Below are 20,792 nucleotides of genomic sequence, written 5' to 3' on the forward strand. Positions count from 1 at the left end.
CTGTCCACGGGCGGGCAACGTCCGCAATGCGCGTTTTCCCTGAGAAATTTCTCAAGCTTCTGCTACCCGATGCCGTTAAGCCATCCAATGTCCGGTCGTGCGTTCATTCGCGCGACGGGGCACCGGAGAGAGAGCGGCCGGGCGCCATGCGGGCGCGCACGGTCACCCACCAGTGTGCAATCAGGTAGAAGAAATGAAGAATCTTGGTATTGGTGTTCGCCTTGGCATTGGCTTTGGCGTGGTCTTGATGCTATCCACCCTCATGACCGTGGTGGGCGTGCTGCGCCTCCAGGAAGTGGCCGGCCGCACGCACGAAATGATGCAGCAGCCGCTGGCCAAGGAACGGCTGGTCAGTGACTGGTACCGGCTGATGTACGCGAGCGTGCGCCGCACGACCGCCGTGGCGCGTAGCGCCGACCCCTCGCTCGGCACCTTCTTCGCGGCCGAGACCAAGTATTCGGTCGAGGCGATCGCCAAGCTGCGCGAGAAGCTCGACCCGGTCATGACGTCCGAGGCCGAGAAGGCGGCGTTCCAGCGCATACTTGTTGTGCGCAACCCGTACAACGACTCGCGCGACAAGATCACCAAGCTCAAGAAGGACGGGCAGACCGACGAGGCGAACAAGGTCCTCGAGACCGAATTCGTGCCGGCCGGCGATGCCTACCTGGGCGAGATCCAGAAGTTGCTGGACATCCAGCGCGCGGCCATCGACAGCACGGCCGAGGAAATCAACGGCATCTACCGCAGCGCGCGTAACGGCCTGATCACGCTGGGCGTGGTGGCGCTGGGTATTGGCGTGGCGTTTGCGTGGTGGCTGACCATCGGCATCACGCGCCCGCTGCACCGTGCGGTGGGCTTTGCGCGCACCGTGGCGGCGGGCGACCTGACCAGCCAGATCGAGGTGGATAGCCACGACGAGACCGGCCAGCTGCTCGAAGCGCTGCGCGAGATGAACGACAACATCCTCGGCATCGTCACCGAAGTGCGCTACGGCACCGAGGCGATTGCCACGGGCACGAGCCAGATCGCGGCCGGCAACACGGACCTCTCGCAGCGTACCGAGGAGCAGGCGTCGTCGCTGCAGGAAACGGCCTCCAGCATGGAGGAGCTGACCAGCATCGTCCGCCAGAACGCCGACAGCGCCAAGCAGGCCAGCGCGCTGGCCGTGAATGCGTCGGAAGTGGCGACGCAGGGTGGCGACGTGGTGGGGCAGGTGGTCCACACGATGGACGAGATCAACGTGTCCTCGCGCAAGGTGGTGGACATCATCTCGGTCATCGAGGGCATCGCCTTCCAGACCAACATCCTGGCGCTGAACGCGGCCGTGGAAGCGGCCCGTGCCGGCGAGCAGGGCCGCGGCTTTGCGGTGGTGGCGGGCGAGGTGCGCAGCCTGGCGCAGCGTTCGGCCACGGCGGCCAAGGAAATCAAGTCGCTGATCGGGGATTCGGCGGATCGTGTGGAGCGCGGCTCGCAACTGGTGGCGCGCGCCGGCGAGACCATGGAGCAGATCGTCAGCGCCGTGAAGCGTGTGACGGACATCATGGGGGAAATCAGCGCGGCCTCGGCCGAGCAGAGCGCCGGTATCGAGCAGGTGAACCTGGCGGTCACGCAGATGGACACCGTGACGCAGCAGAACGCGGCGCTGGTGGAGCAGGCCGCTGCGGCGGCGGGCTCGCTCGAAGAGCAGGCCCAGCGCCTGAAGGAAGCCGTGTCTACCTTCCGCCTGGCCGCCTAAGTGGACACCTGAGCGGCAGCAGGGGTATCAGAAGTATCAAGGGGCCTTGGGCGGCGTGATGCCGCCCGGGCCCGGCAGCTTCTCCGAATGCTGCATCGACGGCATCATGTTGCTGTTCAGGTGGAACATCACCCAGAGCGAGCCGGTGAGCGTGATGACCACGAGCACCAGCGTGAAGATCAGGGACAGCATGTTCCAGCCGCCTTCCGAGTGCGCGTTCATGTGCAGGAAGAAAATCATGTGGACGACGATCTGCACTGCGCCGAGCAGCAGGATCACCACGGCCGTGGTCGAAGTCTTGTCGAACACATCGCCCATCACCAGCCAGAACGGAATCGCGGTCAGGAAGACCGACAGCACGAAGCCGGTCAGGTAGCCGCCCAGCGTGGCGTGCGGCCCGATCTCTTCTTCGTGACCATGACCATGCGCGTCCGCGTGGTCGCCGAGGGTGTTGTCGTGCACGCTCATTGCAGCGTTCCCATCAGGTAGACGAAGGTAAAGACGCCGATCCACACGACGTCCAGAAAGTGCCAGAACATCGACAGGCACATCAGCCGACGCTTGTTGGCGGTGATCAGCCCGTGCCGGCTGACCTGGAACATCAGCACGACCAGCCAGATGATGCCGAACGTCACGTGCAGCCCGTGCGTGCCGACCAGTGCGAAGAACGACGTCAGGAAAGCGCTGCGCTGCGGCCCCGCGCCTTCATGGATCAGGTGCGCGAACTCGTACAGCTCCACGAACAGGAAGGCCAGGCCGAATACGCCCGTGATGGCCAGCCAGATCAGCGTGCCGGCCTTGCGCCGCACCTGCATCTGCAGCATGGCGAAGCCGTAGGTGATCGACGACAGCAGCAGGAAGGTGGTGTTCAGGGCCACCAGCGGCAGCTCGAACAGCTCCGCCCCGGTGGGGCCGCCCGCGTATTCCCGCCCGAGCACGCCGTAGCAGGCGAACAGGCACGCGAAGACCAGGCAGTCGCTCATCAGGTAGAGCCAGAACCCGAGCAGCGTGCCGTTCTCCGCGTGGACCTCTTCCTTGACGTAGAACTGGTAGTTGTGGTCGAGCGGCGCGGCCGGGTGGGTGCCCGGGCCACCGTGCGAGAGGGGCATCGTCGATTCAACCATGGGTCGCGAGCAGTTGGGTGCGCGTCGCTTCGGTCCGGACCACGTCATCGGCCGGAATGTAGTAATCGCGCTTGTAGTTGAAGGTATGGACGATGGCGGAGATGATCGTCGCCGCGAAGGACACCACCACGAGCCACCAGATGTGCCAGATCAGGGCGAAGCCGCACAGGGTGCTCAGGCCCGCCAGCACGATCCCGGCGGCGGTGTTCTTCGGCATGTGAATGGGGATGAAGCCCTGGTCGGGGCGCTGGTAGCCCAGCTGCTTCATCTGCCACCAGGCGTCGGCGTCGTGGACCATCGGCGTGAACGCGAAGTTGTACTGCGGCGGCGGCGACGAAGTGGACCATTCGAGCGTGCGGCCGTTCCACGGGTCGCCCGTGGTGTCGCGCAGCTGCTCGCGGCGCATGAAGCTGACCACCAGCTGGATGATGAAGCAGCCGATGCCGAGCGCGATCAGCAGCGCACCCAGCGCGGCGATCTGGAACCACGGCTGCAGCGACGGATCGTCGAAATGGTTCATGCGGCGCGTCACGCCGAGGAAGCCCAGCCAGTACAGCGGCATGAACGCCACGTAGAACCCGACCAGCCAGAACCAGAACGAGCACTTGCCCCAGAACGGGTCGAGCTTGTAGCCAAAGGCCTTCGGGAACCAGTAGGTGATGCCGGCCATCAGCCCGAACAGCACGCCGCCGATGATCACGTTGTGGAAGTGGGCAATCAGGAACAGGCTGTTGTGGAGCAGGAAGTCAGCGGGCGGCACCGCCAGCAGCACGCCGGTCATGCCGCCGATCACGAAGGTGACCATGAAGCCGACGGTCCACAGCATCGGCACCTCGAACTTGATGCGCCCGTGGTACATCGTGAACAGCCAGTTGAAGATCTTGGCGCCGGTTGGGATCGAGATGATCATCGTCGTGATCCCGAAGAACGAATTGACGCTGGCGCCCGATCCCATCGTGAAGAAGTGGTGCAGCCACACCAGGTAGGAGAGCACCGTGATCACCACCGTGGCGTACACCATCGACGCATAGCCGAACAGCCGCTTGCGCGCGAAGGTGGCTACCACCTCGGAATACACGCCGAACACGGGCAGGACCAGGATGTAGACCTCGGGGTGGCCCCAGATCCAGATCAGGTTCACGTACATCATGGCGCTGCCGCCCTGGTCCGCCGTGAAGAAGTTCGTGCCGACGTAGCGGTCCAGCGCCAGCATGGTGATGGCGGCGGTCAGCACGGGGAACGCGGCGATGATCAGCACGTTGGTGCACAGCGAGGTCCAGGTGAAGATCGGCATGCGCATCAGCGTCATGCCCGGCGCGCGCATCTTGACGATGGTGACGAGCAGGTTGATCCCCGATAACAATGTGCCGACCCCGGCCACCTCCAGGGACCATATGTAGTAGTCCACGCCCACGTCCGGACTGTGCAGGATGCCGGACAGCGGTGGATAGGCCAGCCAGCCGGTGCGCGCGAACTCGCCCACGAACAGCGACATCATCACCAGTATCGCGCCGCCCACGGTCATCCAGAAGCTGAAGTTGTTCAGGAACGGGAACGCCACGTCGCGCGCGCCGATCTGCAGCGGCACGACGAAGTTCATCAGCCCGGTGACCAGTGGCATCGCCACGAAGAAGATCATGATCACGCCGTGCGCGGTGAAGATCTGGTCGTAGTGGTGCGGGGGCAGGTAGCCGAGGTTGTCGCCGAACGCGACGGCCTGCTGGATGCGCATCATGATCGCGTCGGCAAAGCCGCGCAGCAGCATCACGATGCCCAGGATCACGTACATGATGCCGATCTTCTTGTGGTCGATGCTGGTGAACCACTCGCGCCACAGGTAGCCCCAGACCCGGTAGTAGGTCAGCGCGCCGACGAGGGCGAGGCCCCCGAGCGCCACCACGGCGAACGTCGCCAGCAGGATCGGTTCATGGAGCGGAATGGCCTCCCAGGAGAGGCGGCCAAAGATCGGCGAAGCGAGATCAGAGCGCTCGGGCATGTTGTGTCACCTGGGCCAGCAGGCCGCTGAGTATTGGCGAAAGATTACGAGTCCGGCGGCGCTTCGTCTACCGCAGCAAGCGCCTGCCGTCGTTCAGCGCGGGTTCCGAGGCGAACATGGACGCCTCGCCCGCCGCGCCGCCAGCCGTATTGCCGGCCGTGCAGACATAGGTGGACGGGTCGAACTTGCCGCGGCTGCGGTCCAGCGCCATCGTGTCCGCCATGCAGGTTCCCCCTAGCACGCAGCGGTTCAGAATCTGCTTGTACAAATCGGGCTCGACGCTGGCATAGCGCTGCACCGGCACGCGCTCGCTCGGCTCGGCCAGCTTCACGTAGGCATCTTTGGAGAGCGCGGTGCCGCCCGACTTCACCTGCTGCACCCATTTGTCGAAATCGCCGTCTGACAGCCCGTGGAACTTGAAGCGCATGTGCGAGAACCCTTCGCCGCTGTAGTTGCCCGAGAGTCCATCATAGACGCCGGCCTTGTTGATGACGGCGTGCAGCTTGGTTTCCATGCCGGGCATCGCATAGACCATGCCCGCCAGCGAGGGCACGAAGAACGTGTTCATCACCGAGGTGGCCGTGATCTTGAACGCGATGGGCCGGTCCACCGGCGCGGCCATCTCGTTGACCGTGGCGATGCCCTGCTCGGGGTAGAGGAACAGCCATTTCCAGTCCATCGCCACCACTTCCACGACCAGCGGCTTGGTGTCAGGCGTGACGGCGCGTTTGCCGTCGATGAAGGTGAGGGGGCGGTAGGGATCGAGCTGGTGGGTACTCACCCAGGTCACGGCGCCCAGCGCGATGATGATCAGCAGCGGCGCGGCCCAGATGGCCAGCTCCAGCACGGTGGAGTGGTCCCAGTCAGGGTTGTAGTGGGGATTGTTGGCGTTCTCCCGGTACCGCCAGGCGAACAGCAGCGTCAGGATGATCACCGGAACGATGATCAGCAGCATCAGCAGGGTGGCGATGATGATGAGGTCGCGCTGGCGCACGGCCAACTCGCCAGATGGCGAAAAAAGCACTGCGTTGCAACCGGCGAGCGCGGCCAGCAGGCCGAACGCACCAACACGCAAAAGCAGTCTTCCCGTCACTTTGAGCGGCCGAGCCGCAGAATCGAAGGGTCGCATGGTTGCGGAAGTGGCGTTTGAGGAACGTCGAGCGCCGCTCGACGCAATCATCTTTTCGATTTCCTATGGCAGTTTAGGCGCTATTCTTGTCAGTGGATGACTTTGAGTGCAGTTTGACATGCCTCTCGCTCGCGAAGGAGATCTCAAGGATGGCCAGCCTGACCCATCAGCACCGCGCGTCGCCGACTGCACCTCCGGCGGAAGGTCACCATCAGGTGGCGCCCGCCGAAATCGCCACCGGCGTCGTGATCGGCCGCGCGTCGGAGTACTTCGACTTCTTTGTCTACGGCATCGCCTCGGTGCTGGTCTTCCCATCGGTCTACTTCCCCTTCGCCAGTGAGCTGGCCGGGCTGCTCTACAGCTTCACGATCTTTTCCTTCGCGTTCATCGGGCGGCCGTTCGGCACGGCGCTGTTCATGCGCATTCAGCGCCGATGGGGGCGCGGCGTCAAGCTGACGGCCTCGCTGTTCCTGCTCGGCACGGCAACGGTGGGCATCGCCTTCCTGCCGTCCTATGCCACGCTCGGCAGCGCCGCCATCTACCTGCTCGCGTTTTTCCGCTTCCTGCAGGGCATTGCCTTCGGCGGCTCGTGGGATGGCCTGCCGTCGCTGCTGGCCATCAACTCGCCCCCGCACAAGCGCGGCTGGTACGCGATGGTGGGGCAACTGGGCGCGCCCACGGGCTTCATCATCGCCGGCGCGCTGTTCCTGTTCCTCTACGCGAGCCTGACACCGGCTGAATTCATCGACTGGGGCTGGCGCTATCCGTTCTTCGTGGCCTTCGCCATCAACGTGGTGGCGCTGTTCGCGCGGCTGCGGCTGGTGGTGACGCACGAGTACACGCAACTGCTCGACGAAGGCGAGCTGGAGCCGATCAGCACGTTGCAGATGGTGAACGCGCAAGGCTTCAACATCTTCCTCGGCGCCTTCGCGGCGTTGGCGAGCTACGCGCTGTTCCACCTGGTGACGGTGTTCCCGCTGTCCTGGGTGCTCCTGCACAAGGCGCAGGGCGTGACGGACATGCTGGCGATCCAGATCGTGGGCGGCTTCATCGCCTTCATCGGCACGCTGCTGTCGGGCTGGATCGCGGACCGCATCGGCCGCCGCACCACGCTGGCGGTGATGGCGGTGCTGATCGGCATCTTCAGCCTGTTCGCCCCATGGCTGCTCGACGGCGGGCAGACCGGGCAGGACGTGTTCATCCTGGTCGGGTTTGCGCTGCTGGGGCTGTCCTACGGGCAGGCGGCGGGCGTGGTGACGTCGAATTTCGACCGCCGCTACCGCTACACGGGCGCCGCACTGACCACGGACTTCGGCTGGCTGTTCGGCGCGGCCTTCGCGCCGCTGGTGGCGCTGGGCCTGTCGTCCCTGTTCGGGCTGGCGGCAGTGAGCCTGTACTTGCTGTCCGGTGCCGTCGGCACGCTCGTGGCGCTGCGGATCAACAAGGCGCTGGGCACGCACGACGAGGTGTAGCACCGAGGGGGCACGACCTGCCCCCTCGCCACCCGTTGCGCCACGCCGACACCCCACTAACCACTGAGGCGTGGCGGCCGGCGCGCTGATACCCTTCGGCTCGCGATCCATCCTCAGTCTCGTTCCGAATGCTCTACAAGTCCCTGTGCGCAGTGTCCCTGGGCGCGCTGCTGTGCGCGCCTGCCCTGGCCGCCAACACTCAAGTCCTGCTGGAAACCCCCGTTACCTATGCGCCCGGCGCCGGCGTGGTCGACAAGGTCCGCGAGGAATGCCAGATCGAGTCGATGCTGGCCACGCGTGTGTCGGACGTCCTGCGCCGCCGCAACAAGGGCGGTGACGGCAAGCTGGCCGCCGGCGCGGAGGCCGGCGAGGCCCAGGTGATGCGGCTCCAGATCACGCACGTCCTGGGCGTGGGCGGCGGGGCCTGGACCGGCCCGAAGGCCATCACGGTGAATGCCGAGCTGATCGAAGGCGGCAAGGTGGCGCGCCACGTCAAGCTGAACCGCTGGTCCATCGGCGGATTCTGGGGCGGGTTCAAGGGCACCTGTTCGATCCTGAACCGCAGCGCCGTGGCGCTGGCCAAGGACCTGAACCGCTGGGCGCGCGATCCGTCCTACGTGCCGAAGGATGAGGTCGAGCCGCCGGCGCAGCCTACGGATGGCCAGACCGACGCGCCGGCTGAGCCGGCAGCGGAAGTGCCGGCCGAGGCCATTGTCGCGCCGCAGGCCAAGGGCACGGCGCTCGAATAGCGCGAGGCGGGCGGCGTATCATGGTGGCGTCATCGACCCCCTGACCCTCCCGTCGCCCCCGCCGCCATGCCCCTGCGCATCAGTGAAGAGATCACGTTCCGCAAGCTCGAGGCCCTGCTGGCCTTCATGGAGACCGGCAACCTGGCCAAGGCCGCGGAGGCGCTCGATATCAGCCCGGTAAGCGTGCACCGGGCGCTCCATTCGCTCGAGGACGGCATGCGCTGCGCGCTGTTCCGCCACGAGGGCCGCAACCTGTTGCCGACCGAGGCCGCGCACGTGCTGGCCGATGTGGCGCGAGATGTCCTCAAGACGATGTCCGACGGCGTCCGCGTCACGCGCGAGGCCGCCGGCTACTCCGCCGACCAGCTCAAGATCGGCTCGCTCTATTCGCTGACCATCAAGACCGTGCCGCAGGTGGTCATCGGCATCAAGATGCGCCGCCCGGAGCTGCAGACCGAACTCGTGCTCGGCTCCAACGCCGACCTGCTCCAGAAGCTGCGCCAGGGCTCCATCGACGCCACGCTGATGGCCCTGCCCGAGCCCGACGCCGAAATCGAGTCGATTCCGATGTTCGAGGACGACATCTTCTTCGCCGCCCCGGCGGATTCCCACTACGCCACGCTGCCCGAGATCGACCTGCGGGTCTGCCGGGACGAGCCGTTCGTGTCGCTGGGCGAGGGCTTTGTGACATCGAGCGGCTTCATGGAGGCGTTCCGCATCGCAGATTTCACGCCCAACGTGGTGATGAAGGTCGGGGACATTTTCTCGCTGATGAACCTCGTGGGCGGCGGCATCGGTTATTCCCTGCTGCCCGGGCGCGTGCGGGACGTGTTCGCGAAGAACGTCGCCTTTGTCCCCCTGACCGCCGAATACGACATGAAGCAGTCCATCGGCCTGAGCTTCCTGCGCCGCCGGGAGCGCGATCCGAACCTGCTCGGCCTGGCCGCCGTGTGCCGGATGCTAATGAAAGCCTAGGGTTTCCGGGAGGCAATACCCCTTGTGAGGGGGCCGCACCGCCGTCAATAAATACGGGAGAATGCCGTTGTACTGGCGTGTCAATCCCTTGGTGCCCATGGAAATCATGCTGTCTGCGCGACGAATCGCCGTAATGGCGCCATTGGTGCTGGGGATCTGGCACGCGCAGGCCGCCGCCCAGGCCCGCGCCGCGCCGCCTGCCGCGCCCACCCAGGCGCAGACCACCATCGTCCTGTACTCGGAGGCCGGCCAGCGACCCCAGTCCTACGAGGAAAATGGGATTCCCAAGGGCGCCTATATCGACAATATCAATCGCGTCCTGAAGCGGATTCCCGAATTCAAGGTGCAGGTCCGCTTTGCCCCCTGGGCGCGGGTGGTGGAGGAGGCCCGGAACGGCAACAGCGCCGGCGTGCTCGGCGTCTATTACCGGCCCAGGGAGCGGCCGTTCCTGAATCACTCCAAGCCGTTCTATAGCGAGGAAGTGGCGGTGCACTGCAACCGCGATTCGATCGAGGGCCGCACCTTCCATCGCTATCCGGACGACTTCGCCGGGCTGAAGTTCGGCAACCAGCGCGGCTACCTCGCCCCCGGCCCGCGCTTTTTCCAGCTCGCGCGGGAGGGCAAGATCCAGCTTGTGGAGGGGCATGAGTTCCACGACCTGGTCAAGAAGATGCTGGTGCAGGAGATCGACTGCGTGGTGAATCCCACCGTGGTCATCAACGAGGCGCTGGTCACGCTGGAAGCGCAGGGCATTCCGGAGCGCATGCGCTACAAGTCCCGGCGGGCGATGACCATCAAGACCGAGACCGTGCACGTCGGATTCAGCAAGAAGTACGAGGAATCGCACCCGGAACTCGCCAGGTTCCGGCAATTGTTCGACCAGGCGGCGGACCAATAGCCCGCGCCGCGACCCCTCAGGATTGCGCATTCCATGCCACTGCTGCCACCGGTTCGTTCGATCCGGAACAGGATGATCGTGCTGTTCATCGTTGCCACCACGACAACGCTGGGCGCGTTCGCCATGCATCGGCAATGGCTGCTGCACCAGGACCTGGAGCAGCGCTTCGAGCGGACCCGTGGCGAGGTGTTGGACGGCCTCAAGCAGAGCCTGGCCGCCCCTACCTGGGCGCTGAACGTGGGGACCCTGCGCACGCAGCTGGAATCCACGCTGATCCATCCCGAGGTCACCGAGGCCTGCGTCTTCTCCCCAGACCGGGAGGAGGTGTACGCGGCGGTGCAGCGCACAGCCACCGCCGCCCCGGCCGGGCCATTCTGCGCGGCCAGCGGGCATGACGTGCTGGCGGAAGTCACCCTCTATCCCCCGGACGACATCGACGCCGAGCGGCGCAGCCAGGCCATCGGTACGGCCGTGGTCCGCTTCACGCGCGACACCATGCAGAAGACCCAGCGCGCGGCCATGATCCAGGGGATCACCGAGGTCGCCGTGATCGACGTAGCGCTGGTCATCCTGCTGACCTTCGGCCTGCGGATGGTGTTCCGGCCGCTCGAGCATCTGCGGGAGGCGCTGTTCGAGCTGTCTTCCAGCCATGGCGACCATCTCGACGAACTCGCCCGGCTGGGCCGGACCGAGTTCGACAGCGTGATCGACGGCTTCAACTCGGTCCTGCGCCGGCTCCGGCTGATCATTGCCCTGCGCACGGAGGCGGAACTGGAATTGATGGAGAAAAACCGCCTGCTTGAGGCGCTCTCCAAGACCGACCAGCTCACCGGGGTGTTCAACCGGCGGCATCTCGACGATGCACTGGCCAGCGCGCTGGCGCGCAGCCGCGTCGAAGGCAACCCGTTCTCGATCCTGCTGATCGACGTGGACCGCTTCAAGTCGGTCAACGACACCTACGGCCATCAGGTGGGCGACCGCGTGCTGGTCGAGATCGCCGACCTGATCATGGCGGTCAAGCGGCCCACGGACACCCTCGGCCGCTGGGGCGGCGAGGAGTTCCTGCTGATCTGCGCCGATACTGCCCTGCAGGACGCCGTGCACTTCGCCCACCGGCTGCGCAATGCGCTGGCCGAGCAGGACTTCGCGGTGACGGGCCGGATGACCGCCAGCCTGGGCGTGGCCTGCGTGCAGCCGGGCGACACCATCCACGGCATGATCGCCCGCGCCGACACGGCCCTGTACCGCAGCAAGGAGCGCGGCCGGAATCGGGTCGAGTTCGCCGACGATGGCGTGACCACGCCGTGAAATCAGAACAAAGCCAATCCGCTTAATTCGGCGCGACAAAACATTCAGATCGCACACAGCGTTGCCTCGGGGATACTTGTGTCGACTTTTTGTCACATTTCCCGGAGGAAGATTTTCGATGACGCGCGCATTTTGCCTGATGACCCCGTTCGCCCTCGCTGCTTGCCTTGCCGTGAGTGGCGCCCATGCCGCCGACGCGCCCAAGGAGGCGTCCGCCATCACGCGGCAGGTGCAGGCAGACACGATCAAGCAACTCGACTTCGCTGACCGCCAGGACTTCGACGACGCCCAGCGCGGCTTCATCGGCACCACGGAAATGCCGATCAAGACCGGGAACACCGTCAACTGGGATCTGCGCAAGTACGACTTCATCAAGGGCGATCAGGTCCCCGACACCGTCAACCCGAGCCTGTGGCGCCTGGCCAAGCTGAACCTGACCAACGGCCTGTTCAAGGTGACGGACCGCGTCTATCAGGTGCGCGGCTTCGACCTGTCCAATATGACGATCGTGGAAGGCGACACCGGCGTGATCGTGATCGATCCGCTGGTGACCACGGAAGTCGCCAAGGCCGCGCTCGACCTCTACTTCAAGCACCGGCCGAAGAAGCCGGTGGTCGCCGTCATCTACACCCACAGCCACGCGGACCACTACGGCGGCGTCAAGGGCGTGGTGAACGAGGCCGATGTGAAGTCCGGCAAGGTCAAGGTGATCGCGCCGCAGGGCTTCCTGGACGAAGCGGTGAGCGAGAACGTCTTCGCCGGCAACGCCATGAGCCGGCGCACGCTGTACCAGTACGGCGCCTTCCTGCCGCCCTCGGCGCGCGGCCAGATGGATGCGGGGCTGGGCAAGACCACCTCCACCGGCACCTTCACGCTGATTCCGCCCACGGTCACCGTGACGAAGACCGGCGAGACCCTGAATGTCGATGGCGTGGACATGGAGTTCCAGATGGCGCCCGGCACCGAGGCCCCGGCGGAAATGCTGATCTACTTCCCGCAGTTCAAGGTGCTCAACACGGCCGAGGACGCCACCCACACGCTGCACAACCTCTACACGCTGCGCGGCGCCCAGGTGCGTGATGCGGCACATTGGTGGAAGACGCTGCACACCGCTATCGGCCGCTATGGCGACAAGCTGGACATCGTCATCGCCCAGCACCACTGGCCGACCTTCGGGCGCGAGCGCTCGGTGCAGTTCATGGCCGATCAGCGCGACATGTTCAAGTACCTGCACGACCAGACCCTGAACCTGGCCAACAAGGGCTACAACGCCACCGAGATCGCCGAGCAGCTCCAGCTTCCGGCCAGCATCGGCAACAAGTGGTACAACCGCGGCTACTACGGCTCGGTCAACCACAACGCCAAGGCGGTCTACCAGCGCTACCTGGGCTGGTATGACAGCAATCCGGCCAACCTCCACCCGCTGCCGCCGGAAGAAGTCGGCAAGAAGTATGTGGAGGCGATGGGCGGCGCGGACAACGTGCTGAAGCTCGGCAAGCAGGCCATCGCCAAGGGCGAATACCGCTGGGCAGCCGAGATGCTCAAGCACGTGGTCTTCGCCGATCCGAACAACCAGGCCGCGCGCAACCTGGAGGCCGACGCCCTCGAGCAGATGGGCTACCAGACCGAGAACCCGACCTGGCGCAACGAGTTCCTGATGGGCGCCTTCGAACTGCGCAACGGCACGCCGAAGCAGCGCCCGCTCAGCACGTCCAGCCCGGACATGGTGGCGGCGATGACGCCGGAACTGATCCTCGACTACGTCGGCATCCGCCTGAACGGCCCCCGCGCCGCCGGCAAGGAAACGCGCCTGAACTGGGTGCAGCCGGACGGCAAGACCTTCGCTCTGGAGCTGCGCAATGGCGTGCTGCTCTACACCGCCGACAAGACCCTGCCGAATCCTGACGCCACCTTGACCGTGGACAAGGGCAGCTTCGCGGCGATGCTGATGGGCGGCGCCGCGCTGGACAAGGAAGTCGCGGCGGGCCGCGCCAAGGTGACCGGCGACCAGCAGAAGGTGAACGAACTGTTCGGGCTGCTCGACAAGTTCGACGGCATGTTCAACATCGTGCTGCCTTGATATAGGCGCGGAAAGCTGCCGCCGGGCCGGTCAGGGCGGTAACAGACCGGTCCGGGCGGCGGCCATCACTTCCCGGCTCAGGCCGTCGATCAAGGCCGATGCCGCGCGGGCGTAGTGCCAGTGCAGGGGCACGTCCAGCGGGGTGTCCGGCACCAGTTCGACCAGCGTGCCGTCTGCGAGATGCCCGGCGATCAGGCTCTGCGGATGCAGGCCCCAACCCATGCCGGCCACGGCCGCCGTGACAAACGCCTGCGACGACGGCAGCGTGTGCCGGGGCAGTTCCACATGCCGATGGCACAGGCGCCGCACCCAGGTCGCCTGCAACGCATCCTTGTTGTTGAACACCAGGCTCGGCGCCGCCGCCATACTGCCGGCGCCCACGCCGGCGGCGAAATGGCGTTGCACGAAGGCCGGGCTGGCAGCCGCCAGATAGCGCATGGCGCCCAGCGGACGGCTTTCGCAGCCAGCGGCAGGGCGGGCGGCGGCGGTCACGGCAGCCAGCACGGCGCCGCTGCGCAGCCATTCGGTGGTGTGGTCCTGATCGTCCACCGCCACCTCCATCAGGACGGGATGTTGCGCGGCAAACGTCGCAATCGCCGGCGCGGCCCACGTCGCCAGACTGTCGGCATTGATCGCGACGGGCAGCGCCACCCGCGCCAGCCCCTCCGCCGCAAGTGACGGCAACGTCCCCTGCAATTCATGTTCGAGCATCCGCACGCGGTCCACGTGCTGGCACAGGCGGCGCCCGGTTTCCGTGGCCCGGCAGGGCTGGTCGCGGATCACCAGCGCGCAGCCCACGCGCTCCTCCAGCAGGCGAATGCGTTGGGAAATGGCCGATGGGGTCACGTGCAGCGCGCGGGCCGCACGCTCGAAGCTGCCTTCGCGCACCACGGCGGCCAAGGCGGACAGGGCGGCGTAATCGAGCATGAGATTAGCGAAACTACATCGAATGAAGAAAAGATAGTTTGTCTACATTTTCCAGAGCAGGCAAGCTGCGCACATGATTTCCGCACTGCCCACTCCTTCGCTCCCTTTATCCGTCGCCCTGCAGGGCCTGGCCCTGAGCTTCGGCCTGATCGTCGCCATCGGCGCGCAGAACGCGTTCGTGCTGCGTCAGGGCCTGCGCCGGGAGCATGTGGGCAGCGTGGTCCTGCTCTGCGCGGTGGCGGATGCCTTGCTGATTGCCGCCGGCGTCATGGGCATGGCCCAGGTGCTGGGCGAGCGCCCGGGCCTTGCGCGCTTACTGGCGCTGGCCGGCGCGATCTTTCTGGCCGTCTATGGCTGGCGGGCGCTGCGGCGCGCGGGGCAGGCGCAGCGGCTGCAAGCCTCGGAGGGGGAGAAGGGTGCGAAGAGTCTTAGCCGAGGCGCGATCCTGGCGCAGGCGGCGGCCTTCACGCTGCTCAATCCGCATGTCTATTTAGATACCGTGCTGCTGGTGGGCAGCATCGGCGCCCAGCAGCCGGCCGCGCTACGTGGCTGGTTCGTGGCGGGCGCCAGTTCCGCCAGCCTGTGCTGGTTCGGGCTGCTCGGGTTTGGCGCGCGCTTTCTCGCCCCGTGGTTCGCCCGGCCGAAGGCATGGCGCGTGCTCGACGGGCTGGTCGGCATCACCATGTTCGTTCTGTCGGCGCTGCTGGTGCGCCATGCCTGGGCGGGCTGAGCCCGCCCGCCATGACAGCGCCCCTGACTACACCGGCACGTTCAGCACCGCCTTGGTCTCCAGGAACGCTTCCAGCCCATAGACGCCGTACTCGCGCCCAATGCCCGACTGCTTCAGGCCGCCGAACGGCGCCGCCGGGTCGTGGGCGAGCGTGTTGACGAGGACCCGCCCGGCCTCGATGCGCGATGCCACCGCGTGCGCCCGCTGGACATCGGCCGACAGCACGTACGCCTGCAAGCCGTAGCTGGTGTCGTTGGCGATGGCGATGGCCTCCTCGGTGTCCCGGTAGGTGATGATCGACAGTACCGGCCCGAAGATCTCCTCCCGCGCAATCGTCATGTCGTTGGTCACATCGCTGAAGACGGTCGGGCGCACGAACCATCCTGCGTCGAGCCCTTCCGGCCGGCCTTCGCCGCCCGCCACCAGCCGCGCGCCTTCGTCAATGCCGATGCGGATATAGCGCTGCACGCGCTCCCACTGCTTCTGGCTGACCATCGGCCCAACCGTCGTCTGCGGATCGCGCGGATCGCCGGCTTGCGTGGCCGCCACGATGTCGCGCACGTGCGCCTCGAACTCGGCAAGCCGGTGTTCCGGCACCAGAATCCGCGTGCCGGCGATGCACGCCTGCCCGCTGTTCATAAAGCCGGCGTCCATGGCCATCGGCACGGCTTCGTCGAAGTTCGCATCGTCGAGCACCACCACGGGCGACTTGCCGCCCAGCTCCAGCGTCACCCGCTTCAGCGTGTCCGCCGCCACGCGCAGGATGGTCTTGCCGACCGCCGTGGAGCCCGTGAACGACACCTTGGTCACATCGGGATGCGTGCTGATCTCGGCGCCGACCACATCGCCGCGCCCCGTGACGATATTGAACACGCCGGGCGGCACGTCCGCCGCGTGCAGCGCCTCGGTGATGATGCGGGTCTGCATCGCGCTCATCTCGCTCGGCTTGATGACGGCGGTGCAGCCGGCGGCCACGGCGGCAGCCAGCTTGCCGCAGATAAAGCCCGCGTCGCTGTTCCACGGCGTGATCAGCCCGGCCACGCCCATCGGCTGCATCACCACCTCGGCGCCGCCCACGCGGCGCGTGAACGTGTACTGCTCGAGCACATTGGCCGCGTCGATCAGCACGTTGCTCGCATGCCGGGCCATCCAGCGGCCCCGGGACACCGGCGCGCCGTACTCCTCGGTGATCGCCTCGTACAGTTCGTCCTCCTTCGCCAGCACGGCGGCGTGCATGCGCTTCAGCAGGTCCACGCGCGCGCGCTGGCTGGTGCGGGAGAAGGCCGGGAACGCCCGTTTGGCGGCGGCGATGGCGTCCCGGGCGTCCTGCGCGTCGGCCAGGCGCACCTGGCCGATCACCTGTTCGGTGGCCGGGTTGAACAGGTCGAACATCTCGTCGCCGTGCGGGGTGACGAAGGCACCGTCGATATAAATCTTGTCGATGATCTGCATGGTGGGTCTCCGGGGTAGCGGAAAAGCATCTTAAGCAAAGCGCGAAAAACGCGGGCTGAAGCACAAGATAGCCCTGCGCCATTGTGTTGACTAGCCATACAATGCGGGATGTGATGATGAAGAAATCAGGATAATGAAATCCTCGGGCCTCGGTGAACTGGAGGCGGTGCTGGCGGTGGCGCGGCATCGCAGCTTTCGGGCGGCAGCGGCGGAGCTGGGCGTCTCCACGTCCGCGCTCAGCCACGCGGTGGCGGCGCTGGAGTCGCGCATCGGCGTGCGGCTGTTCCATCGCACCACGCGCAGTGTGTCGCTGACGGCAGCCGGCACGCAGTTCGTGGACAGCATCGCCCCGGCGCTGTCCACGATCCGGGGCGCGATCGAGCAGGCGGGGAGCCTGCGCGACACCGTGTCGGGCCAGTTGCGCATCAACACCTCGGCGGGCGCCGCGCGGCAGGTGATGCCGCTGTTCATCGCCTTCCTGCAGCGCTATCCGGCCATGACGCTCGATATCGTCACGGAAGGGCGGCTGATCGACATCGTCGCCGACGGCTTCGATGCCGGCATCCGCCTCGCCGAAACCCTGCCGCAGGACATGATCGCCGTGCCCTTTGGCGATACCCAGCGCTTCGCCGTGGTCGGCAGCCCGGACTACTTCGCCCGGCACAAGCCGCCGCGCACGCCCGCCGACCTGCACGCGCACGCCTGCATCCGCACGCGCATGCCGAGCGGGGCGATCTACCAGTGGGAATTCGCGCGGCACGGCGAGGCGGTGCGCGTCGACGTCAAAGGCGCGCTGACCCTCGACGAGCCCGGCCTGACGCAGCAGGCCGCCCGCGCCGGGCTGGGGCTGGCCTACCTGAGCGAGTGGAACGTGGCCGCCGACCTGCAGGCCGGCACGCTGGTGCGCGTGCTGGAAGGCTGGACGCCGCCGCTCGATGGCCTGTGCCTGTACTACCCGGGCCGCCGCCACGTGCCGGCCGGCCTGCGCGCGCTCATCGACCTGATCCGCGAGTAGGCACCGAACAGGCACCGAACAGGCACCGAACAGGCACCGAACAGGCACCGAACAGGCACCGAACAGGCACCAATCACCGGCGTATCAAGCACCATCCCGCGGGCGGGTTTCCACGTAAAATTCGGCAGCCGGCGCGATGCGTCGGCGCAATGTCTTGACATTTGGGATGTACGTAGACCTCCTCACCCTTTATCTCCTCGCCATCGGGACGCTTCTGGCCAGTGCCGGCATGACGTTCTGGGAGCATCGGACCAATCCCCGCCGCAGCCGGACGCTGCGGATTCTCGCGGCCGGCTTCACGACGCTCGCCATCGGCTGCGCGCTGGTGCTGGTCCGGCGCAGCGTGCCCGGGGCGATGGGCTCCGCCGTCAGCAATCTCGTCATCCTCACCGGATACCTGCTGGTACTCGGCGGTATCGCCTCGCTGAGCGGGCGGCAGTATCGCGCGGCGTCGGTGGGGATACTGATCGTGGACGCGCTGGTGTGGGCCGGCTGGGGCGCGCAGCGGCTGGACCTCATGTGGAACTACGTCAGCGCCCTGCCGATCGCGCTGATCAGCGCCATGACAGCGCGCGAGATGCTGCGTTGCGAGGCGACGAAGGCGCTCCGTTCGCGCCACATCATCGTGGTCGTGGCGGGCATCCATGCCGTGGTCTATGTCGCGCGGGCCCTGATCCTGCCGTGGCTGGTTTCTGCCTACGGGCCGGCGATGCAGGCCGCCGCCAGCAAGCTCACGGTCTACGAAGGGGTGCTGTACTCGGTCCTCCTGCCGATGGCGCTGCTCAAGCTGATCCGTGACGAGGCCCACGGCCAGCTCCTGCAGGAAGCCCAGACCGACTACCTGACCCGGCTGGGCAACCGCCGCTGGTTCTTCGAGCAGGGCGCCCGCCTCCTCGGTGGCGAAGGGAGCCGGCCGGTGGCCGTGCTGGCGTTCGACCTCGACCGCTTCAAGGCCGTCAACGACGTGTACGGTCACCAGACTGGTGACCAGGTGCTGAAGTCGTTCGCGGAAATCGCCCGGCGTGTGCTGGGGCCGCACGCGCTGCTCGGGCGCATCGGCGGCGAGGAGTTCGCCGCCCTGCTGACCGGCGACGACGCGCGCCGCGCCCGGGCGCTCGGCGAGGCCGTGGCCACGCGCTTCGCCGACACCATCCCGCACCAGATCCACGGCCTCGGTCTCGGCATTCCGGCCACGGTCAGCATCGGGCTGGCCCACTTCGAGACCGAGGTGCCGCCGCTGGCCGACGCGCTGGCCGCCGCCGACCAGGCGCTGTATCGCGCCAAATCGCTCGGCGGCAACCGGCTCGAAGTGGCGCGGACCGCCGAGGGCTCCGCCGTGCGCTGAGCCGGCCCCTAGAAGCTGGCCGCCAGCCCGAACGACAGGCCGTGCACGTTGTTGCCGAAGACGTAGCGGAACACGCCCCGAATGCGGGTGACGAATACTTCATGTGCGCTGGTGTCGAGTTCCAGCCCGGTGCCGACCGTGGTCAGCTGGCTGAAGCCCAGCGCGCCGGCCTGATTGCCGAAGTAGTGCGAGTGGGACAGTTCGAGCACATAGCGCACCGGCCGGTCCAGCGCACGCAGGCCGGTGGGCGCGCGCCAGCGGGCGTAGAGGCTGGCGGTCTGGGCGGCGGCGGAGGCGTTCATGCCCCCCGTGGTGCCAAAGCTGCGCAGGTAGATGTTGGTGTAGCGCAGCTCCACATCGACATCGCGCTCGTTGCGGTGGCTTTCCCAGTCCAGCATCACCGACCCGCCCAGCCCGTAGGCGTTCATGGCGCCGTTGTCCAGGAAGGCGATCTCCTGGTCGGTCACATGTTCCACCGCGAACTTGGCGACGGAGAGGTCGCTGGCCACGCGGCCGATCGACGCATTGAAGATCGGCCGGAACACCAGTTCCTTGCTGTCGATGAGCGGGAAATCCCAGCCGACGCCGACCGTGCCCGCGAAGGTATTCCACTTGGTCGGCAGCTTGCGGGTCTCCTGGCCGTTGGAGGCCACGAAGGTCGGGTCGTAGCGGTTGTAGGCAATCGACCCCTCCAGATAGAGCGGGAACGACTGGCTCAAGGTGAAACCGCCGCCGAGCTGCCAGAGCGTCAGGGCGGGGTTGTCGGTGCTGGTGTTGCTGATGGAGAGCGAACTGGAGGCGAGGTCAGGCACCACGGCGAACGACATCAGCGTCAGCACCGCATTGGCCTGCTTCTGGACGTTGGCGCCCACGATGCCGAACGTGGGACCGGTCTGGGCGTGGGCCGGCGCCGGGGCGAGGCCCACCATCCCCATCATCGCCAACATCACCACACATCGCGCGGAATTCAGGGTGCCATGGGCGCGCATCGCCTACCTCTTCCTGGCCGGATTCAAGGACGCGGTCATGATCGCCGCAACGCCCAGTCGGCGGAAGTAAAACTTCTTGCGCGGCCATTAAGAAAGTTCGGTGCTTGATGTGGCGCAAACGGCGCGACGCTGCGCAACGTTCATTCCGGACAAATCCGACCGCCCGTTCAATGCCGCGCGGCGGATTGGCGTGACGATGGCGCCTGCACACCGGAGGACAAACCATGAAAAAAATCGTAGGGATGGCGCTGGCCGTGACGGCGTTGGCTGGCGCGGGCGTTGGGCTGGCGGAGACGGCGAAGGAAGCCGCCGGGAAAGACAGCATGCAGGCGGCCAAGCCGGTCGCCAAGATAGCCAATCAGGACCTCAGCAAGGTAGCCGTGCCGGACAAGATCCCGCCCGGCTACCGCGCGTGGACGCTGATCTCGGTGGCCCGCGAGGAAGGCGCCACCGACGACCTGCGCGCCATCCTCGGCAACGAGGCGGCGGTCGTGGCCCTGCGCAGCGGCAAGTACCCGCTGCCCGACGGCGCCATCATCGCCCGGCTCGCCTGGAGCTACGACGCGCTGGCGGAGAGCGCGGAAGCCTTCGGCAAGGCCCAGTCCCACGTGGCCGGGCACCCGAAGAACGGCCTCCAGTTCATGGTGCGGGATTCGACCAAGTACGCCGCCACCGGCGGCTGGGGCTACGTGCAGTTTGATGACGGCAAGCCCTCGGACGCCACCAAGCAACAGGCCTGCTTCGCCTGCCACACGGTCGTCAAGAACCGCGACTACGTGTTCAACCGCTTCGCCCCGGATCCGCCTAACAGCAACTAGCCGAGCCCGGACAGAGGGAAGTGGCGGTCCCGTCATTTCTCTCACCGTAA

At 66.4% G+C, this 20,792-nt stretch carries 18 protein-coding genes; 11 read left to right on the forward strand and 7 right to left on the reverse strand.

What is annotated here, in order from left to right; all coding sequences use genetic code 11:
* Nucleotides 1–193: 193 nt before the first annotated feature.
* A complete protein-coding gene (locus AC1DP9_RS12110) occupies nucleotides 194–1,735 on the forward strand; it encodes a methyl-accepting chemotaxis protein (protein ID WP_092293761.1) in 1,542 nt (513 codons plus the stop codon).
* Between the two features lie 36 nt (nucleotides 1,736–1,771).
* On the opposite strand, the gene cyoD is transcribed toward AC1DP9_RS12110, so the two are convergent.
* The 4 genes from cyoD to cyoA form a co-directional block, all read right to left on the reverse strand.
* The gene (gene cyoD, locus AC1DP9_RS12115) at nucleotides 1,772–2,203 is read right to left on the reverse strand and encodes a cytochrome o ubiquinol oxidase subunit IV (protein ID WP_092293760.1); all 432 of its coding nucleotides are present in this window, start codon (nucleotides 2,201–2,203) and stop codon (nucleotides 1,772–1,774) included.
* A complete protein-coding gene (gene cyoC, locus AC1DP9_RS12120) occupies nucleotides 2,200–2,859 on the reverse strand; it encodes a cytochrome o ubiquinol oxidase subunit III (RefSeq protein ID WP_092293758.1) in 660 nt (219 codons plus the stop codon). Before cyoC ends, cyoD begins: the two co-directional genes overlap by 4 nt.
* Nucleotides 2,852–4,855 carry a cytochrome o ubiquinol oxidase subunit I gene (gene cyoB, locus AC1DP9_RS12125; protein WP_092293756.1) on the reverse strand — a complete coding sequence of 668 codons (2,004 nt, stop codon included), beginning with the start codon at nucleotides 4,853–4,855 and terminating at the stop codon, nucleotides 2,852–2,854. The genes cyoC and cyoB overlap by 8 nt, the downstream gene beginning before the upstream one ends.
* A gap of 67 nt (nucleotides 4,856–4,922) precedes the next feature.
* On the reverse strand, nucleotides 4,923–5,984 hold the full coding sequence (gene cyoA, locus AC1DP9_RS12130) for a ubiquinol oxidase subunit II (RefSeq protein ID WP_092293754.1): 1,062 nt from the start codon (nucleotides 5,982–5,984) through the stop codon (nucleotides 4,923–4,925).
* A 149-nt stretch (nucleotides 5,985–6,133) separates the two neighbouring features.
* Here cyoA and AC1DP9_RS12135 point away from each other — a divergent pair, with 149 nt between their 5' ends.
* From AC1DP9_RS12135 to AC1DP9_RS12160, 6 genes are all read left to right on the forward strand, one after another.
* Complete coding sequence (locus AC1DP9_RS12135) at nucleotides 6,134–7,456, forward strand: MFS transporter (protein ID WP_092293752.1); 1,323 nt, start codon at nucleotides 6,134–6,136, stop codon at nucleotides 7,454–7,456.
* A 128-nt stretch (nucleotides 7,457–7,584) separates the two neighbouring features.
* Complete coding sequence (locus AC1DP9_RS12140; RefSeq protein WP_477107456.1) at nucleotides 7,585–8,205, forward strand: hypothetical protein; 621 nt, start codon at nucleotides 7,585–7,587, stop codon at nucleotides 8,203–8,205.
* A gap of 66 nt (nucleotides 8,206–8,271) precedes the next feature.
* Nucleotides 8,272–9,180, forward strand: a complete 909-nt coding sequence (locus AC1DP9_RS12145; protein WP_477107457.1) for a LysR family transcriptional regulator — start codon at nucleotides 8,272–8,274, stop codon at nucleotides 9,178–9,180.
* A 133-nt stretch (nucleotides 9,181–9,313) separates the two neighbouring features.
* Nucleotides 9,314–10,078, forward strand: a complete 765-nt coding sequence (locus AC1DP9_RS12150) for a substrate-binding periplasmic protein (protein WP_177219896.1) — start codon at nucleotides 9,314–9,316, stop codon at nucleotides 10,076–10,078.
* Between the two features lie 33 nt (nucleotides 10,079–10,111).
* The gene (locus AC1DP9_RS12155) at nucleotides 10,112–11,386 is read left to right on the forward strand and encodes a GGDEF domain-containing protein (protein ID WP_477107458.1); all 1,275 of its coding nucleotides are present in this window, start codon (nucleotides 10,112–10,114) and stop codon (nucleotides 11,384–11,386) included.
* Nucleotides 11,387–11,504: 118 nt separating this feature from the next.
* On the forward strand, nucleotides 11,505–13,466 hold the full coding sequence (locus tag AC1DP9_RS12160; protein ID WP_477107459.1) for an alkyl/aryl-sulfatase: 1,962 nt from the start codon (nucleotides 11,505–11,507) through the stop codon (nucleotides 13,464–13,466).
* Nucleotides 13,467–13,496: 30 nt separating this feature from the next.
* Here AC1DP9_RS12160 and AC1DP9_RS12165 read toward each other — a convergent pair whose 3' ends face one another.
* Entirely contained in the window at nucleotides 13,497–14,393 is an 897-nt protein-coding gene (locus AC1DP9_RS12165; RefSeq protein ID WP_477107460.1) for a LysR family transcriptional regulator ArgP, read from the reverse strand.
* Between the two features lie 73 nt (nucleotides 14,394–14,466).
* Between AC1DP9_RS12165 and AC1DP9_RS12170 the strand changes: the two genes are divergently transcribed.
* Entirely contained in the window at nucleotides 14,467–15,123 is a 657-nt protein-coding gene (locus AC1DP9_RS12170; protein WP_477107461.1) for a LysE/ArgO family amino acid transporter, read from the forward strand.
* A gap of 27 nt (nucleotides 15,124–15,150) precedes the next feature.
* On the opposite strand, the gene AC1DP9_RS12175 is transcribed toward AC1DP9_RS12170, so the two are convergent.
* On the reverse strand, nucleotides 15,151–16,575 hold the full coding sequence (locus AC1DP9_RS12175) for an aldehyde dehydrogenase family protein (protein ID WP_477107462.1): 1,425 nt from the start codon (nucleotides 16,573–16,575) through the stop codon (nucleotides 15,151–15,153).
* A 133-nt stretch (nucleotides 16,576–16,708) separates the two neighbouring features.
* Here AC1DP9_RS12175 and AC1DP9_RS12180 point away from each other — a divergent pair, with 133 nt between their 5' ends.
* Together AC1DP9_RS12180 and AC1DP9_RS12185 are read left to right on the forward strand one after the other, a co-directional pair.
* Entirely contained in the window at nucleotides 16,709–17,590 is an 882-nt protein-coding gene (locus AC1DP9_RS12180; protein WP_477107463.1) for a LysR family transcriptional regulator, read from the forward strand.
* A 166-nt stretch (nucleotides 17,591–17,756) separates the two neighbouring features.
* Nucleotides 17,757–18,935, forward strand: a complete 1,179-nt coding sequence (locus AC1DP9_RS12185; protein WP_477107464.1) for a GGDEF domain-containing protein — start codon at nucleotides 17,757–17,759, stop codon at nucleotides 18,933–18,935.
* A gap of 8 nt (nucleotides 18,936–18,943) precedes the next feature.
* Here the strand turns inward: AC1DP9_RS12185 and AC1DP9_RS12190 are convergent, their stop codons facing one another.
* On the reverse strand, nucleotides 18,944–19,873 hold the full coding sequence (locus tag AC1DP9_RS12190) for a hypothetical protein (protein ID WP_477105220.1): 930 nt from the start codon (nucleotides 19,871–19,873) through the stop codon (nucleotides 18,944–18,946).
* A gap of 275 nt (nucleotides 19,874–20,148) precedes the next feature.
* Here AC1DP9_RS12190 and AC1DP9_RS12195 point away from each other — a divergent pair, with 275 nt between their 5' ends.
* Complete coding sequence (locus AC1DP9_RS12195) at nucleotides 20,149–20,742, forward strand: cytochrome P460 family protein (protein ID WP_218158026.1); 594 nt, start codon at nucleotides 20,149–20,151, stop codon at nucleotides 20,740–20,742.
* The last annotated feature ends 50 nt before the right edge of the window (nucleotides 20,743–20,792 follow it).

The organism is Cupriavidus sp. 01L43, from assembly GCF_056399925.1.

What these genes read in the sequence shown, in the direction of transcription:
- AC1DP9_RS12155 (WP_477107458.1), top strand. Translation starts at nt 10,112, where the DNA reads ATGCCACTGCTGCCACCGGTTCGTTCGATCCGGAACAGGATGATCGTG.
- AC1DP9_RS12160 (WP_477107459.1), top strand. Translation starts at nt 11,505, where the DNA reads ATGACGCGCGCATTTTGCCTGATGACCCCGTTCGCCCTCGCTGCTTGC.
- AC1DP9_RS12175 (WP_477107462.1), bottom strand. Translation starts at nt 16,575, where the DNA reads ATGCAGATCATCGACAAGATTTATATCGACGGTGCCTTCGTCACCCCG.
- AC1DP9_RS12165 (WP_477107460.1), bottom strand. Translation starts at nt 14,393, where the DNA reads ATGCTCGATTACGCCGCCCTGTCCGCCTTGGCCGCCGTGGTGCGCGAA.
- cyoA (WP_092293754.1), bottom strand. Translation starts at nt 5,984, where the DNA reads ATGCGACCCTTCGATTCTGCGGCTCGGCCGCTCAAAGTGACGGGAAGA.
- AC1DP9_RS12145 (WP_477107457.1), top strand. Translation starts at nt 8,272, where the DNA reads ATGCCCCTGCGCATCAGTGAAGAGATCACGTTCCGCAAGCTCGAGGCC.
- AC1DP9_RS12110 (WP_092293761.1), top strand. Translation starts at nt 194, where the DNA reads ATGAAGAATCTTGGTATTGGTGTTCGCCTTGGCATTGGCTTTGGCGTG.
- cyoD (WP_092293760.1), bottom strand. Translation starts at nt 2,203, where the DNA reads ATGAGCGTGCACGACAACACCCTCGGCGACCACGCGGACGCGCATGGT.
- AC1DP9_RS12180 (WP_477107463.1), top strand. Translation starts at nt 16,709, where the DNA reads ATGAAATCCTCGGGCCTCGGTGAACTGGAGGCGGTGCTGGCGGTGGCG.
- cyoC (WP_092293758.1), bottom strand. Translation starts at nt 2,859, where the DNA reads ATGGTTGAATCGACGATGCCCCTCTCGCACGGTGGCCCGGGCACCCAC.
- AC1DP9_RS12135 (WP_092293752.1), top strand. Translation starts at nt 6,134, where the DNA reads ATGGCCAGCCTGACCCATCAGCACCGCGCGTCGCCGACTGCACCTCCG.
- cyoB (WP_092293756.1), bottom strand. Translation starts at nt 4,855, where the DNA reads ATGCCCGAGCGCTCTGATCTCGCTTCGCCGATCTTTGGCCGCCTCTCC.
- AC1DP9_RS12195 (WP_218158026.1), top strand. Translation starts at nt 20,149, where the DNA reads ATGAAAAAAATCGTAGGGATGGCGCTGGCCGTGACGGCGTTGGCTGGC.
- AC1DP9_RS12150 (WP_177219896.1), top strand. Translation starts at nt 9,314, where the DNA reads ATGGCGCCATTGGTGCTGGGGATCTGGCACGCGCAGGCCGCCGCCCAG.
- AC1DP9_RS12190 (WP_477105220.1), bottom strand. Translation starts at nt 19,873, where the DNA reads ATGATGGGGATGGTGGGCCTCGCCCCGGCGCCGGCCCACGCCCAGACC.
- AC1DP9_RS12140 (WP_477107456.1), top strand. Translation starts at nt 7,585, where the DNA reads ATGCTCTACAAGTCCCTGTGCGCAGTGTCCCTGGGCGCGCTGCTGTGC.
- AC1DP9_RS12185 (WP_477107464.1), top strand. Translation starts at nt 17,757, where the DNA reads ATGTACGTAGACCTCCTCACCCTTTATCTCCTCGCCATCGGGACGCTT.
- AC1DP9_RS12170 (WP_477107461.1), top strand. Translation starts at nt 14,467, where the DNA reads ATGATTTCCGCACTGCCCACTCCTTCGCTCCCTTTATCCGTCGCCCTG.